The organism is Paenibacillus nitricinens, from assembly GCF_052056485.1.
In the GTDB taxonomy this organism is placed as follows: Bacteria; Bacillota; Bacilli; order Paenibacillales; family Paenibacillaceae; genus Paenibacillus_AQ; species Paenibacillus_AQ nitricinens.
Genome location: NZ_CP183948.1, coordinates 5,908,167 through 5,923,116, shown reverse-complemented (window position 1 = coordinate 5,923,116; position 14,950 = coordinate 5,908,167). Strand labels below are relative to the sequence as shown.

Sequence of the window (14,950 nt, the reverse complement as noted above, 5' to 3'; positions counted from 1 at the left end):
TCCTTTATTTGTGTTCTACAAAGCTCTTACCCCGCTTGTCCGGCTAACCTTGAAGGATTAGACGGACAAGCGGGGTAAGGGGGAGCGGTGATAGATGGGTGATAGATAGCCCAGTTGTTAGCTGTTCGCATCGATGTATTTTTTGATCTCACCAAGGTACTCACCGATCACGGGAACATCAAGAAATAGGCTGAGAATGTAACCCAGGACACCAAGGACTACGAACGTTCCGAGAGATAGGCCAAGACCTCGGGATATACCGGCCATTAAGTTTGTGATAATTCTTTTTTTTGGATCTGAGTAGTTATCGAGGATGTCCTTAAATTCTGATTTTTCGAGTGAGTCAGCAATCTTATCCAGACGATTGTTTAAGCGTTTGACCTCATGCCGTAATTCGAAAGGATGTTCATCAATTTCATATGCTTTTGTTTGGCTATTTGTTTCTCCCATGGAGCACCCCTGCTTTCTGTAGCCCGAACGGGCATTTATTAAGGATCTATTCAGTCAGATGAATCTTTATTGAGGGTATAACTAAACAACAGCCAGCTGCGGACAGCTGGCTGTTGTCGGATGAAATGATAGCTGTATTATGCCGCAGATTAGTAACTGGATTTATAGGAGGATTTAACATCCTCTTTTGCATCTTTAGCCTCATCGGCGACTTCTTTAGAGGATGCTTTGGCTTCGTCAGCGACTTCTTTAGAAGCGTCTTTCACATCAGAGGCTACATTATTTGAGGCTTCACTTACAGTGTCACCAATTTTGCTGCCTGCGTCTTGAAGGGTAGCGGCAATTTGCTGCTTGCTGTCACTGACAGTTGTGTAGATATCAGAGGCTTTGACTGAAACCGTACTAGCCAGATCGGTTGCTTTTTCACCTACCGTTGTGGCAATGGCTTTGGTTTTGTCAGTTACGACGCCAGCCACTTCTTTGGTTTTGTCAGTAGCAAGCGTAAGTTTATCAGACAGATCACTACGCATTTCACGGCCAGGCTTTGGTGCAAATAACAGGGCTGCGGCAGCACCTATTAAGCTACCAATAAAGATGCCTTTGAAAAAGTTGCTTCCGTTTTCTACTTCATGCTCTACTTTATGTTCTACGTTACTCATCACCAATCACTCCTTATAAGTTATCTTACTTCGTATTTAAACTTTGGCGTATAGGCTGAAACAATTGATGAATAAGGGGACGATGGCGAGAGTCACTTGTTCTAGACTATTTATTAACAGCTTGGAATACCACATAGAACGAATTCGGGCAGATTGAGATGTAGTAATTTTTCAGAAAAGCAATAATCTGAGGAGGCGTCACTCTGGATTTATTGCTGATGGTATTGTTTTTGTGTGGTTTCTAAAATCTTCTTGGTGTGGAGAGGATTGAAGAATGATGAAAATAGGAGTAGAATTCCTCATGGAACTAACACTTAAGGGAGTTTGTGATGTACAAAAAATCCCCGGAGCACGGGGTTATTTTCTAGCATTTATTAAATGTAGAATTCTAATAAATCCTTGTGGGTTATAGAGCAGCAAGAGAAAAGAGGAGAGTTACCATGGAAACAGTATTAGTACGAGAATATCGGTCAGATTTGCTGGAATGTGTCCATAGCGGACATATTGCTATCGTAGGAGAAAACGGGAACGTAAAGGGATATGCAGGTGATCCTGAGTTTGTGTCCTTTACCCGTTCTGCGGCTAAGCCACTTCAGGCTATCCCAGGCATTCGTGGAGGAATCGTGGAGCATTATGGTTTTACACCCGCTGAGGTTGCCCTAATGACTGCTTCTCACCGAGGAGAGAGCTACCATGTTGCAGCGCTAGAGAGTATTTCCTCCAAGATTGGGATCGATGAGCAACAAATGATATGTGCCACTAGCTATCCACTGGATTATACGAGTAGAGAGAATGCCATTCGCGGCGCGGGCAAAAGAAAGTTCTATCATAACTGTGCGGGCAAGCACATGGGGATTTTATCGTATAGTAAGCTCAAAGGACTACCACTTGAAGAATACGCTCAGCCGGAGCAAACGGTTCAGCGTGAGATTATAGATACGATTGCTTATATGGCTGGTGTAGCACCAGACAGTATTGGTCTAGGTACGGATGGATGCGGTCTACCGGTATTCGCCATGCCTTTGACAGCCTTGGCGACTGCGTATTTGAAATTAGCCAATCCTGATTTAATTGCTGACGAGGCAACTCGCAGAGCGGTCACTACGATCACTGCGGCCATGAATGCTCATCCGGAGATGGTTTCTGGGTCTGGACGCCTTGATTCAATCCTTTTGGAAGATGAAAATATTATTGCTAAGGGTGGATTTAAAGGCGTATATTGCTTTGGGTTGCGCCGCGAGCGACTGGGCATTGCCTTCAAGATTCTGGATGGATCAGAAGAAGAGTGGGGACTTATTGTACAGGGGATCTTAAATCAGATTGGATACAGCCAGAAAAATACTTTGGAAAAGCTGCGTAATGCATTTTCAGGTGTGATCTACAATGATGGTGGTACGCGGGTAGGTCATGCAGATACAGAATTTCAGCTTCATCTCATGAAATAGGAACTTAAAAAGGAGCCCGTCGCTGCGCATCCATCTCGGATTCGCAGCGACGGGCTCCTTTTGTAATCGAAGAACAATTATTTCTGACGCAGACGGCCGAGTTCGGAGACGAGCGCTTCTACCTGAGAAATACTGAGTCTATCGCTGCCCATGGCTACCTCATAGACATCGAAGATATCTTCATATTTATCTACTGAAAAAGCGGAGGCTTGCATTGCAGCAGCACTTGCCATCTTCAGTTTGTTCTTGATGGCCTCGATCATATATTCAACATTTTCCTGACTAGGTTGTGTTAAATCCATAGGGTTATTAACATCCTTTCTGTACACTGATTCATGTATTTTACCATGATTGTGAGCTTGATCACCATTTTTTTGTCGGGCTCAAAGAAATCATGTTAAATTAAAGGCATGAAATCAAAAATATCATCGAAGGGAGGAAAGGTATTGGCAATTAGAGAACAGGGAAGCAGTAAACGAAGCAAAATGGACGATGTAGGATTGGTGTCCTTTTTTATGGAAATTGCAGCGCTGCATTCAGCTAAGAAAGTTACCTTTCTGTGTATCGGAACGGATCGATCTACAGGTGATGCTCTCGGTCCATTAACAGGCAGCAAACTTCTGGAATATGGCTTTCCACACGTAATCGGTACGTTGCCATCTCCTTGCGATGCAGATAATTTGGTGGCCAGAGTCGCTGAGATTCCATCTGAGCATATCATTATTGCTGTGGATGCTTGCCTAGGACCTCCAATAGCTCTTGGATATTACTTCGTTTCGAATGAGCCGCTTCAGCCAGCACAATCGGTGGGGGTATGCCTTCCCGCAGTGGGGCATTATAGCTTGGCGGCGATTGTAGATATCAACGGTCCCAAGCCATATCGGACGCTGCAGACGACTCCACTACATAGAGTTATGGTTATGGCTGAACAAATTGCCGCCGCAGCAGCAAAAGGGTTTGGAATTGAGCGTTAAGAATAGGATGCCAGTTTCAAGAAGAGCTGTTTTGCTTAATAATAGATATTAGTTAATATATCTTAGTATTTTGGAAAGAGGGAAGCAGCCATGGAAAGAGTACGTTGTGACGGAAGCAATATTTGCTACAGTGATCAGGGAAAAGGCGAGGTTATTGTATTATTGCATGGCTTTTGTGGAAGTGCTGAATACTGGGAACAAGTCATTCCCATCTTAAGCAGCGACTACCGAGTGATTGCTCCCGATTTACGTGGTCATGGAGCTTCAGAGGCTCCACTAGGCCCCTATACGATTGAACAAATGGCAGACGATGTTCTGGGCTTGTTAGATATACTAGAAATTTCTGAATGCACCATGCTGGGACATTCACTTGGTGGATATATTACACTTTCGTTCGCGCAGCGGTATGCCTCTCGATTGAAGGGCTTCGGATTAATCCATTCTACTGCATATCCGGATAGTGAAGAAGCACGGGAGAATCGATTGAAAAGTGTCAGCAGAATTCAAAATGAAGGCATTACTCCTTTTGTGGACAGCTTCGTCCCAGGAATTTTTGCTAAAGCAACTGCTTCTGCATCACCGCATCTGCTGGAGCGAGCCAAAGAAATTGGTTACAAAACTCCTCCACAAGGAGCAGCGGGAGCTGCACTGGCGATGCGCGAGCGTCCGGATCGACGTGATGTGATCACAGCTACCACGTTGCCGGTACTACTTGTGGCTGGCGAGCAGGATGGACTGATTCCTGCGGAACGCACCTTTACTTCGGATAAACCAAATATAACGCAAGCTATGATTTCTGGAGCGGGCCACATGAGCCTCTTTGAAGCTCCTGAACGGTTAGCTGAGGTTATCAGGGAATTCACCCAAGCTACAGTTAATTTTAACAGTCATTCATGATCGCTGAAAAATAATTCAAAAAGAGGCAGCTCCGCGTCAAAGTAACTGGCGTGGGTTGCCTCTTTTACATGGAGACTACTGAAATTTGCAGATGGATGGAACAATCTTCTTTCTCTACAAGCTCATAAGTGGCATAGCGAAGTGCAATGGTTTAAGATAAATGAATAGCACACATGAAATGGCTAGATACAAAAGATTTACAGTTCCAGAATGGAAAAGGGGGAAGTTCATGTTCCGAAGAGACTATATTGTCCGAATGATCGAAGATATGACGGCGATGGTTGCCAAGGTTCTAACGCTAAAGCAAGAGCGGAAGACAACGGAAGCCTTATGGGAAATTGATGAGCTATTGAACCGTCATTTTCCGCTGAACTCACGTCTTTTAAATTCATTATCAGTAGAAGATATTATAGATATGTTCCGGTTTAACGGTGTGTTGGAGTCAGATAAGCTTCAAGGTGTAGCCAAGCTGCTTAAGGAAGAGGGCAGCATTTATGCTGCAAATGGTGATCATGATGCGGCACTATTTAGAAGTATGAGAGCACTGCACTTATATTTGTACGCAGATTTGCACGGAGCTGATCGAGAAATACTGCAGATGACAGAGGATATTGATGAACTTTTGGAGGAAGTCAAAGCGTATCGTCTTCCAGCCAAGACGGAACGGCTGCTTCTAGTTTATATGGAGTCTATCGGACATTATAGTAAAGCGGAGGACGGTCTTTACCGACTATGGGAGCAGGGGGAAGATGTGTCACTGGAAGGTGATGAGCTGTACAGACGGCTGCTGCTTAAATCACCGGAAGAATTGGAACAAGGCTTGCTCCCTATCCATGAAGTGGAACAAGGATGGAAAGAGTGGCACCGGATCACAGAAGTTCGGAGGGAGTCGGAAGCCTAATGAATACCCCTTTATTTATTATCGATGCCTTTGCAGGAAAAGCATATTCAGGAAACCCGGCAGCAGTATGCTTGCTGAGGCATCCAGTCGACGAGGCATTTATGCTGAAGACAGCAGCAGAAATGAACTTGTCAGAGACGGCATTTCTCTGGCCGGAGACTGATGGATATCGCCTGCGCTGGTTCACGCCCAAGGTTGAGGTTGATTTATGTGGCCATGCTACTCTAGCGAGTGCACATATATTATGGGAGTTGGGATTGCTGGATCCAGATGTGGAAGCTAGATTTTATACACGCAGTGGGTTGCTTAGAGCTTCTCGTGCGGATGATCTGATCTCACTGTACTTCCCGCCTTATGAGCTTAAGTCTTCTCCTACAATTCCGGCTCTTATAGAAGCACTTGGTATTTCAGAAGCAAATGTGGTAGAAACTATGCTATATGCTGACAATGTACTTGTACGGCTCGATCAGGAATCCCTAGTTCGCGAACTTAGCCCAGACTTCGGGGCTTTATCCCGGCTTGAAGAGAGAGCCTTTGCGGTTACTGCAGAAAGCTCCACCGAAGGCATAGATTGTGTGTCACGGTTTTTTGCACCGAAGATGGGGGTAAATGAGGATCCGGTCACGGGCTCAGCGCATACTGCGCTAGCACCTTTCTGGGCTAGTCGACTTAACCGTACGCAGCTGACTGCTTATCAAGCTTCCGAACGAGGAGGCTTGCTTCAACTTGAGGTAAGCAAAGATCAGATTAAGATGTCTGGCCGAGCAATAACTATTGTTAGTGGAGAGCTGCAGGTGAAGCCCTGATAGGATAACTCTTGTAGAGCCGTGATATAATGGAACGATGTTGGTTAGGAGACATAGAATCTCCATTTTTAATCCCGAAAGTGAGATGTGCGTTGTGGAATCTTTAAAAGCTCTTATTGAACAACTGATTAATGACCGTACCTTGATTATGGCTACCTTAAGCCAAGTGCGTAACAAAGGGGAGACCTGTACGAAGGTACAGATTAAACCTGTCGAACTAAAAGGTAAGTTGCATTATCAGTTTGCGTCCTATATTGGTACAAAGGTTGAACATCGCAACGTACCGGCAGAATTAGCAGCGGAGGAGATGACCCTTTTATTTAGAGAATCATATCGCCAAGGCTTGTTATGCACGGTGGAAGCGGATTATCAGGTACTGATTAGCAAGAAATTCAAAGTATCTATCCTTACCAAGTCTCCAAGTAAAAAAGAAGAGCCGGATCTAGCACACAACCGGCGCAAGCGCTATGTGCTGGAGGATGGAGAACCTGTGCCATTTCTTGTGGAGCTTGGCATAATGAACAGAGAAGGAAAAGTGCTGGCCAAGCGATACGATAAGTTCCGGCAGATCAACCGTTTCTTGGAGATGGTTGAGGATGTGCTTGCCGATCTGCCAACTGGACGGCCATTAACGATTGTTGATTTTGGCTGTGGTAAATCGTATTTGACCTTTGCTCTTTATCACTACCTGACCGTCCGCAAGAAGCGGGAGCTTAATATTATTGGACTTGATTTGAAAGCAGATGTAATTGAGCATTGTAATGAGCTTGCTACGAAAATCGGTTATAATCACCTGAAGTTCCTTGTGGGTGACATTGCCGAGTACGATGAGCTGGATCAGGTAGATATGGTTATAACGCTTCATGCTTGTGACACAGCTACAGATGCTGCACTCGAAAAAGCAGTACGTTGGGGCGCCTCCGTTATTTTGTCTGTGCCTTGCTGTCAGCATGAATTGTTCGCGCAGATTGAGAATGAAGTAATGAGTCCGATGCTTTCACATGGGATACTTAAGGAGCGTTTCTCTGCCTTGGCTACGGATGCTATCCGTGCCAAATTGCTCGATATGATGGGTTATAGCAGCCAGCTGCTGGAATTCATCGACCTGGAGAATACACCGAAGAATATTTTAATCCGTGCCGTTAAAAGCTCGGGTGGTGATAACTCCGTCAAATGGCGTGAATACACCGACTTCCGTGATTTTATAGGGGCGAAACCTTACCTTGAGCGCGTATGTGCGGACCTGCTTCCGAGTGGAAGTTCGGTGGAGGGGTAGCGCGACGTTTGAGGAGCGGTATATTGGTTTAGTTGTATTTTGTGCAGCTAAATATGCTCTGAAGTTGCTTTACTGTGAATTAGTTGCACTCTGTACAATTAATAACGATCAATTCTCTCCATCTGGCGGGATTTTCGAAAAATAGTTGTATATTATGCAATTACATTAGGACGCAGTAGCGAAGATCAGAGGTTAGTTGTACTTTTTGCAACAATAAACCTTTTTTGATGAGAATTGGGACGGTACAGCTCCTTCGTGGAGAGGTATTGTCCTTTTTGCATTCTAGTTTTGCGAAGGGGAAATGTGGAAAGGATAGAGATAACTTAACGAATATAGGGGTATCTAAATGGGGAGCGTTAACAGAGAGTGGAATCCGGATTCAATAATCGTATATTTTAGTGCAGCCTTAGTCATCGCAGCCGGAGTAGGAGCTTGTTTGCTGCGTGGATTTTTTTTTACAGAGGAGATGTACCTCTTTCTGACCCTATGGTTTGTGATGTGTTCTGCTGTTTTGCTTTATTTGTACATTGGCGTAAGCAATAGGAGAAGTAGCTTAGGGGGAGCAAGTGGAGTAAGTAGAGCTTTGAAAATAATGTTGGCTGCACCCTTAATAGTTCTATCACTCTATCTGATTCATTCGCTAAGAGAACCCCTTTCGGCACAGGGAACAATGAATGAAATATTACGGTGGGGCTTGTATGCTAGCTTTGCATTTTTGGTTTGTTTTTGTGCGTTGAATCGGGTGGGGCGTCAGCTTATCATTGCCGCATGGACTATATTGGGCATGTTCTTAAGCATAAGTGCTTTGCTGGCAGTGTGCGGGGTACTAGAGTTACCTTTCGCTGTAGCCTACAGCAATTCACCGGAAGTAAGCATCACTGGGGCCAGATTAGCAGGAGTGATGGAATATCCTAATGCTTTTGGTGCTGTGATGGCTGTTTTTCTATTGGAGCGGTTGTTTGCTGTCGCTGCTTATTATGAAAGACCTCAGAAGAGTGTGAGGATGTCGCCAGCAGGAGGTTGCGGTGTTGGGCGAGAGTCTGAAAAGACAGGGATAGAGTATACCCGGTTGGGATATGGGAGTGAGTGCGTAGAAGAGGAGCGTGGGAGTGAAAAGGTAAGCGTAAATGTAGGAGTGGAGCGGCGAGAAGCGGGAAGCACGGCCGCCGCGCTGCTGCGCTTGCTGCCGCTGTTCCCGTACGCCGCCGCGCTGCTCCTCAGCGAGTCGCGCGGCGCGTGGCTGACGGCGGCTTGTGCCTGCACCGCCGTCTTGCTCTGGAAGCGGCAGCTCATCGCGCCGCTTCTTACCGCTGGCGCCGCGCCCGTGGTCGCCGCGGCGCTGCTCTACCGCCAACTGGCCCGTGCCGGGTTGGCGGTAGAGCCTCTGCCCGGCCTGCTGTGGCTGGCCGGGCTTTGGGCCGGCGCGTGGCTAGCCGGCCTATGGCTGTGCCGCAGCCAGCGCAGCGCGGCGGGCAGTGCCCGAGCCGCCATGCTGGCATTGGCGGCGGCAGGTTGGACGGCGGCGGGCACCGCCGTCCTTCTGCACGTGCGCGAGCGGATCACCGGACCGTCAACGACGGTATCCGCGCGTGGTCTGTTCTACCGCGACGCCTGGCGGCTGGCGGTAGAGGCACCTTGGCTGGGGCGCGGGGGCGAGACTTGGCGGAGTTCATATCTCGCCGCCCAATCCCGCCCTTATGTTGGCAGCCAAGTGCATAGCGGTTATCTCGACATCCTGTTGAACCTAGGATTTGTCGGCCTCGCAGCCATACTGTTAATGCTGCTGGCAGCAGGCTGGTTGCTGGCTAAGAGATCGCTGCGTCTCTTGCCGCCATTTTTGGTTATCGTTTTGCATAGCGCAGTCGATTTTGACTGGAGCTACGGATTAATCTGGCTGCTGCTTTTTTGGCTGCCAGCACTTGCCCTGTCTGAATATGAGCAGAAACATCAATCTGTGAATACCCGCTTTACGTCCATAAGTTTGTTCACCACTCATTTTGGACCCGTGACTCCACCGCCAACTCAATCGACGTCCGCGAGCCCACAGTCAACTCACCTCGAGTCCGCGACCTCGCCTAAACTCGCCCATCTATATCCCCGCCGACTATTCATCACTGCCGCCTGCTCCCTTTATCTCATGCTATCTGTATTGTCCCTTCATGCCGCACAAGGAGAGAGGTACTACAGGCAAGCAGTTCAGACGGTTGATTCCTCGGTGAAGATAGATATGCTACAGCAATCGCTAACGTGGAATCCCCGGTCTCCTAGAACAGCGGTAGAATTATCCAGGCTGCTTACGAACGAGAAGGGCGTGAGAATACTCCAGCAGAGCTTGCTATACTCCCCGAGGAATGCACGTTTAAGCTGGGAAATGGCTGGGCGATGGATGTACAGTGATGATCCGGGAGCTGCACTGTATTGGATACATCGAAGTATTCGGTTGGATAAATACAACAACGCTAAGTGGGTCAAAGGAATTGAAGGCATGCTAATGATGGGCCGAAAAAAGTTAGCGGAAGGGAATCGAGTGGAGGCTATAAACTGTTTTGCCTCAGGAAATGAGCTTTTGCGGCAGTATAGAGTGTTGGCAGACTACGAGGCTGGAAAAGGTGAGCAGCATAATGATCGAAAGTTCCAAATGACAGAACAAGCCGACGACCTGAGTCGGCGGCTTAGGGGATTAGCTTCACGATTTTAACTGACGCGAAATGATCCAAGAGTACAGAACGGGAACGATAATAGCAAGCACAAGTGCCGTAATAATAAGGACCTGAGACAAGATTCCGCTCCAAAAGGCTCCTCCAAAAATGAGCAACCCACCGATCATCCACATTCTTCCCGAGAGACGATGTGTTTTTCGCCACACCTCTGGGCTGGAAAGTGTCCATGCTGTACGAACACCGAACAAATAATTATCTTTTATCTGTGGCATGAAGTTGCCGAGCGCAATAAACATCACTCCGACGGCTCCTATAGCAATTTTGCCCACGTTAATATCTTTTCCCAATCCGTAAGCAACTGTGAGCACAAGCATGAGATTAAAAAGCACCCCAATAGTGAGTCTGCTCATGGCATAAGCATTTTCGAACTTCTTGTAATTTTCTCGCTTAGGGTCGATGCTGCGTGTGAACTGCAATATCAGGGGGAGCACAATGCCCAGAATACCCCACATGGGAATAGCTATGTTTTTATCCCAATAGCGGTTGACCTTGCCGGTAATTCCGAACTGGGCAGGCAACTCTTGCGGCAGCTTACCGTAATTGATTAAAGCATAAGCTAGTGAAGCTAAACCTAATATTACAATTAGTGTATCTTGCCATCTCCATTTAAAATCCTTCATCGTCAATCAGCCTCCTTCTCAGAATCAATATTCTGACGGCTTTGCTTTCCGTCCAAAGCTTTACTTTTCGTCTCCGTTTGCTTTCCTGTACCTGTTAGCTCGAGCAGCCAGCCAAGAACCTCTTCCAGAACCGTCGTATTTAAGGAATACACAATGAATTGACCTTTTCGTTCATCCTGTACGAGATCGGCATGCTTCAGAGCATTCAGATGGTGAGAAATACTTGGTTTAGACATGTTGAAGAAATCGGCGATTTCACCTGCGGTGCGGTCTTTTTCCCTTAGTAACCGAATGATTTGGCGACGGGTAGGGTCAGCTAGTGCTTTGAAAGACTCATTCATATGCCACCAGCCTTTCGATATTTAGGTAATTATCTAAATATATAATAATCCTTCGTATTCTTATCTGTCAATGTGTACCTTCCTCATTTTGGGGTTAATCAGATGGTTCCAACTCTTTTTAAGAGAGGATCGAAATAGGGTGACGGCCTTGTTCCTGTAAGTAGAAGTGATAAGGTTGCTTGTGCTAGAATAGGCTAAGAGAAACTGGAAAAAAAGCAGAGCGGCAAAGCTTCTATAAATATAAGAAAATAAAAGTTTAGTATCTATACTTTATTTCTTATATTTCTCGCTTAAACGTCTAGCGTCTTTATAGTCGTCAAAGATGTTTATGTTTGATACATAGCCATATTCTGCAGAAAATGGAGGAGGAGCACGGTTGCATATTATTTCTGATCTGATCTCAACATTGTTTGAATGGATTCAAAGTCTTGGTTATTTTGGGATTATGATCGGACTTATGATTGAAGTCATCCCGAGTGAAATCGTACTGGCTTTCGGTGGCTTTTTAGTATGGAATGGAGATATTAATTTTTTTGGTGCCGTATTATTCGGTACGATCGGCGGAGTCATTGCACAGATTTTTGTATATTGGATTGGTCGTTACGGTGGCAGACCTTTTCTCGAGAAATACGGCAAATATATTTTTATTCAAAAGAAGCATATTGACCATTCGGAAGAGTGGTTCAATAAATACGGGACGGGCGTAATCTTTACAGCACGTTTTATTCCCATTGTTCGCCATGCCATTTCTGTTCCAGCGGGTATTTCTCGTATGCCTTTAGGTAAGTTTACTTTGTTGACTACGCTTGCTGTTATTCCATGGAGTGCATTGTTTGTATATCTAGGGATGACCTTGGGGAATAAATGGGAAGATATTGACCAAGTAGCCGCTAAGTATACCAACGAAATTATTCTTGTAGCGATCGCTCTGATCATCATTTACTTTGTGTTTAAATGGTACAAATCCAAGAAAAAGGGGACTACAAAATGAAGCAGAATGTAGCTCAAAAGTTTGGAAAAGGCCTAACACCGCGCCAATTCGTAGAAAGTATGACGAAGAACCAACAGGCCTTTGAATCCTGGTATGAGAAGTTTACTTGGGAAGATGAGAACGATAAGGAATATTTCGAAAGTCTGAACCACCGAGACGATTTGCGGGTACTAATCCTGGCAGCGGATTGGTGTGGAGACGTAGTACGCAACATTCCTGCTGTATTCCGTATTCTGGAGACGGCGGGTATGAAGACAGAGGTATTCATTTTGGAAGAGAATCTGGATCTTATGGATAATTTCTTGACCATGGGTGGAAGATCTGTACCCGTCGTGATTTTTGCGGACACTGGCGGATATGTGCTCGGACATTGGGGTCCTAGACCAGAGCATGTGCAGAGTATAATGAGAGAGTTCAAACGTGAGAATCCTGATCGTGAGGCCGCTGATTACGACAGCAAAATCGCAGAAGCACGTACAGCAATGGGGCAAGCTTATGGGGAAGGAACGGAATATCAGACAGTGATTGCCAAAGAACTGCGTAGTCTGATTTCCGGATTCTAGGGCAGATGCTAAATATTCGTTCATTTAATCTGGGTCCGCTTCAGACGAATGCCTACTTACTGACAGGTGCGGATCCTGCGAAGGGTATCATCATAGATCCCGGTATGAATCCTGCTGCGTTAGTGCGGAGTATCGAAGGAATGGAAATCGAAGCTATTTTGTTAACACATGCACATTTTGATCATATGGGCGGTGTGGATGAAATTCGTAAAGCTAAGAAATGTCCTGTTTATTTACATCCACTTGAAAGTGAATGGCTAAGCAGCCCCAAGCTGAACGGTTCACTAATGTGGTCGGAGGTGTCACCTCCTCTAGCTACAGATCCTGCGGAATATGATCTGGCAGAAGGGCAAGTTCTGCAGTTCATTGGACACACTTTCCGTGTATACCATACACCTGGTCACTCTCCAGGCAGTGTAAGTTTCCTTTGTGGAAATGATCTATTCTCCGGAGATGTACTCTTTAAAATGGGAGTTGGACGTACAGATTTGCCTGGTGGTAGGGAACGAGATCTGTTTGATTCTATTCGTGGCAAGCTATACAAAATGGATGATGAAGTGAAGGTTTATCCAGGACATGGTCCACGGACAACTATTGGATTTGAAAAGATTCGCAACCCTTATGTTCCTCAATAAACGTTGGTTCTAGTAGAACCGACAAAAAACGAGGAAGTTTTAATAGACAAAAGACTACAAAAGGACTAGAATGAGGTTAATTAAATGTAACTTTTACCTCGCGAAGCACGCAGACTGCGGAATTAATCCCGGTTTGCGTTCTTTTTTTTGTCTTCATATAGGCTTAAAAGCATGGAGGGAAGTAGAATGGAGAAGAATATATACTACCCGCTGGACTATGGTTGGTATGACTCCAAGGAGAAATGGAACCATTTTTGCAGCAGTAATTGCCGATTTTTTTCGGAGTGTCCAGGAAAGGCTGGCTTTTGTGCATCCGAAGAACGTAGAGACATACAATTTGAAAATAAGGATCTTCGTAATGGCTTGCTTCAGGAGACCAGTGGGGTTTACGGGGGAGTATCAGTGTTTTCAGGAGACGAGATCAGAAGGACGTCTCTTTTTTGGCATTTTCCGGCAAGGGAAGGGATCATTCAGCCCTGGCGGCGCAAGTTGTGGGATCTCAAAAAATAATTATTAAGTGGAATGAACGATTCATAATACATATTCGTACTACAAATAGAAACGAAATCTTGAATGGAGGGGCAGATGAGCGATCGGTCGCTGGAGAGAATCAGACGGGCACAGCAGGGAGATACTTCAGCATTGTCTTCACTGCTGCGAGAACACTATACTTTTTTATTCAAATATTTAATCAAGGTGACCATGGACCCGTTGCTGGCAGAGGATCTTGTACAGGACACCATGGTCAGATGTATGGAGAAGATCAGCACCTATAACGGAACTTCTTCCTTTTCCTCTTGGTTAATCACAATTGCCACCAGAATATTTATTGATCGCAAGCGGCGCTGGAAGCGTGAAGCGGAATGGAAACAGCGGGAGCAGCAGGAACAGGGGATCCGTTCGATTCGTTGGCGATTTGAGAGCAGAGGGGAAGAGTGGAGTGAAGTGCTGGATTCCCTCTCCAGATTACCCTCTGCACAAAGAGTGGCTGTGCTATTGAAGCATTACTATGGCTATAGTTATGACGAAATTGGCGAGATCATGCGAGTTCCTTCAGGTACAGTCAAGTCGCGTGTATCCCTTGGTCTTAACCAACTACGAAAGGAGCTGAATGAGGATGGAGAAGGATAAAGATAAGGAGCCTGAGATGTATTTGCACAAGCTTTCAAATGAGCTTGACCGGTTAGATGCACAATATAATGACATCACACCACCTTCATTACAGGAACTGGAGAGGTTAATGGTTGATGCCTCTGTGCATAGAAAGAGCATGGAACGTAAAGAGCTGCTGTTATTCTGGGGCATATCTTTGATCCTGGTCAGCGTATTTCTATCCATTCTCGGTTCTGCACCGATAATCTATTGGATTATTCAAGCGATTATTCCTATTGCGGGACTCAGTGCTCTAGGAATAGCGAGGATTAGGAGAAACAGAGAAGGTGCGCAAGAATGAATGAGCTGCAGGATGTGCCCCTATGGTTATGGTTTTGCATAGCTATAGCATTAATGCTGCAAGGGACATTGCTATTCCGGGATGCAAGACGACGCGGAAGAAAAGCCTGGTTCTGGGGTCTATGGGCTATAACTACAGTTCCTTCACCTGCTTTGGTCTATTTACTTGTTGTCATTCTACCGGAAAGACGTAGGCGAAAGAAGTTGTAAAGGTCCGGGA

19 protein-coding genes are annotated in these 14,950 nt (G+C 45.8%); 14 read left to right on the top strand and 5 right to left on the bottom strand.

The window, feature by feature from the left end:
* Nucleotides 1-117: 117 nt before the first annotated feature.
* Together ACN6KS_RS26360 and ACN6KS_RS26355 are read right to left on the bottom strand one after the other, a co-directional pair.
* Nucleotides 118-450 (bottom strand): DUF5665 domain-containing protein, encoded by a 333-nt coding sequence (locus ACN6KS_RS26360; protein WP_094872436.1) that lies wholly within the window; start codon nucleotides 448-450, stop codon nucleotides 118-120.
* 149 nt (nucleotides 451-599) lie between these two features.
* Complete coding sequence (locus ACN6KS_RS26355) at nucleotides 600-1,109, bottom strand: YtxH domain-containing protein (protein WP_076285477.1); 510 nt, start codon at nucleotides 1,107-1,109, stop codon at nucleotides 600-602.
* Nucleotides 1,110-1,549: 440 nt separating this feature from the next.
* Between ACN6KS_RS26355 and ACN6KS_RS26350 the strand changes: the two genes are divergently transcribed.
* Nucleotides 1,550-2,554 (top strand): asparaginase, encoded by a 1,005-nt coding sequence (locus ACN6KS_RS26350; RefSeq protein WP_440960817.1) that lies wholly within the window; start codon nucleotides 1,550-1,552, stop codon nucleotides 2,552-2,554.
* A gap of 77 nt (nucleotides 2,555-2,631) precedes the next feature.
* Here the strand turns inward: ACN6KS_RS26350 and ACN6KS_RS26345 are convergent, their stop codons facing one another.
* Nucleotides 2,632-2,856 (bottom strand): DUF1128 domain-containing protein, encoded by a 225-nt coding sequence (locus tag ACN6KS_RS26345; RefSeq protein WP_042191840.1) that lies wholly within the window; start codon nucleotides 2,854-2,856, stop codon nucleotides 2,632-2,634.
* A gap of 144 nt (nucleotides 2,857-3,000) precedes the next feature.
* Between ACN6KS_RS26345 and yyaC the strand changes: the two genes are divergently transcribed.
* From yyaC to ACN6KS_RS26315, 6 genes are all read left to right on the top strand, one after another.
* Entirely contained in the window at nucleotides 3,001-3,528 is a 528-nt protein-coding gene (gene yyaC / locus ACN6KS_RS26340; protein WP_440960816.1) for a spore protease YyaC, read from the top strand.
* A 90-nt stretch (nucleotides 3,529-3,618) separates the two neighbouring features.
* The gene (locus ACN6KS_RS26335) at nucleotides 3,619-4,425 is read left to right on the top strand and encodes an alpha/beta fold hydrolase (RefSeq protein WP_440960815.1); all 807 of its coding nucleotides are present in this window, start codon (nucleotides 3,619-3,621) and stop codon (nucleotides 4,423-4,425) included.
* Nucleotides 4,426-4,654: 229 nt separating this feature from the next.
* The gene (locus ACN6KS_RS26330; RefSeq protein WP_094872432.1) at nucleotides 4,655-5,326 is read left to right on the top strand and encodes a DUF6483 family protein; all 672 of its coding nucleotides are present in this window, start codon (nucleotides 4,655-4,657) and stop codon (nucleotides 5,324-5,326) included.
* Nucleotides 5,326-6,132, top strand: coding sequence for a PhzF family phenazine biosynthesis protein (locus ACN6KS_RS26325; protein ID WP_440960814.1), 807 nt, complete (start codon nucleotides 5,326-5,328; stop codon nucleotides 6,130-6,132). Before ACN6KS_RS26330 ends, ACN6KS_RS26325 begins: the two co-directional genes overlap by 1 nt.
* An 85-nt stretch (nucleotides 6,133-6,217) precedes the next feature.
* A complete protein-coding gene (locus tag ACN6KS_RS26320) occupies nucleotides 6,218-7,408 on the top strand; it encodes a class I SAM-dependent methyltransferase (RefSeq protein ID WP_440960813.1) in 1,191 nt (396 codons plus the stop codon).
* Nucleotides 7,409-7,754: 346 nt separating this feature from the next.
* Nucleotides 7,755-10,106 carry an O-antigen ligase family protein gene (locus ACN6KS_RS26315; protein WP_440960812.1) on the top strand — a complete coding sequence of 784 codons (2,352 nt, stop codon included), beginning with the start codon at nucleotides 7,755-7,757 and terminating at the stop codon, nucleotides 10,104-10,106.
* Here the strand turns inward: ACN6KS_RS26315 and ACN6KS_RS26310 are convergent.
* Nucleotides 10,095-10,748: an SdpI family protein gene (locus ACN6KS_RS26310; protein ID WP_094877855.1), complete on the bottom strand. Its 654-nt coding sequence runs from the start codon at nucleotides 10,746-10,748 to the stop codon at nucleotides 10,095-10,097. The two genes, ACN6KS_RS26315 and ACN6KS_RS26310, sit on opposite strands and share 12 nt — an antisense overlap.
* A gap of 2 nt (nucleotides 10,749-10,750) precedes the next feature.
* Nucleotides 10,751-11,089, bottom strand: a complete 339-nt coding sequence (locus ACN6KS_RS26305) for an autorepressor SdpR family transcription factor (RefSeq protein WP_440960811.1) — start codon at nucleotides 11,087-11,089, stop codon at nucleotides 10,751-10,753.
* Nucleotides 11,090-11,465: 376 nt separating this feature from the next.
* Here ACN6KS_RS26305 and ACN6KS_RS26300 point away from each other — a divergent pair, with 376 nt between their 5' ends.
* The 7 genes from ACN6KS_RS26300 to ACN6KS_RS26270 all read left to right on the top strand — a co-directional run bounded on the left by ACN6KS_RS26300 (nucleotide 11,466) and on the right by ACN6KS_RS26270 (nucleotide 14,940).
* Nucleotides 11,466-12,080 carry a DedA family protein gene (locus ACN6KS_RS26300; RefSeq protein ID WP_094872424.1) on the top strand — a complete coding sequence of 205 codons (615 nt, stop codon included), beginning with the start codon at nucleotides 11,466-11,468 and terminating at the stop codon, nucleotides 12,078-12,080.
* Nucleotides 12,077-12,643, top strand: coding sequence for a thioredoxin family protein (locus tag ACN6KS_RS26295; RefSeq protein WP_094877853.1), 567 nt, complete (start codon nucleotides 12,077-12,079; stop codon nucleotides 12,641-12,643). Before ACN6KS_RS26300 ends, ACN6KS_RS26295 begins: the two co-directional genes overlap by 4 nt.
* Before the next feature lie 5 nt (nucleotides 12,644-12,648).
* Nucleotides 12,649-13,278, top strand: a complete 630-nt coding sequence (locus ACN6KS_RS26290) for an MBL fold metallo-hydrolase (RefSeq protein ID WP_094872421.1) — start codon at nucleotides 12,649-12,651, stop codon at nucleotides 13,276-13,278.
* Nucleotides 13,279-13,464: 186 nt separating this feature from the next.
* Nucleotides 13,465-13,788 carry a hypothetical protein gene (locus ACN6KS_RS26285; protein WP_280787918.1) on the top strand — a complete coding sequence of 108 codons (324 nt, stop codon included), beginning with the start codon at nucleotides 13,465-13,467 and terminating at the stop codon, nucleotides 13,786-13,788.
* A 75-nt stretch (nucleotides 13,789-13,863) separates the two neighbouring features.
* On the top strand, nucleotides 13,864-14,409 hold the full coding sequence (gene sigY / locus ACN6KS_RS26280; RefSeq protein WP_440960810.1) for an RNA polymerase sigma factor SigY: 546 nt from the start codon (nucleotides 13,864-13,866) through the stop codon (nucleotides 14,407-14,409).
* Nucleotides 14,396-14,731: a YxlC family protein gene (locus ACN6KS_RS26275; RefSeq protein ID WP_094872416.1), complete on the top strand. Its 336-nt coding sequence runs from the start codon at nucleotides 14,396-14,398 to the stop codon at nucleotides 14,729-14,731. The genes sigY and ACN6KS_RS26275 overlap by 14 nt, the downstream gene beginning before the upstream one ends.
* Complete coding sequence (locus ACN6KS_RS26270) at nucleotides 14,728-14,940, top strand: hypothetical protein (RefSeq protein ID WP_341051673.1); 213 nt, start codon at nucleotides 14,728-14,730, stop codon at nucleotides 14,938-14,940. Before ACN6KS_RS26275 ends, ACN6KS_RS26270 begins: the two co-directional genes overlap by 4 nt.
* The last annotated feature ends 10 nt before the right edge of the window (nucleotides 14,941-14,950 follow it).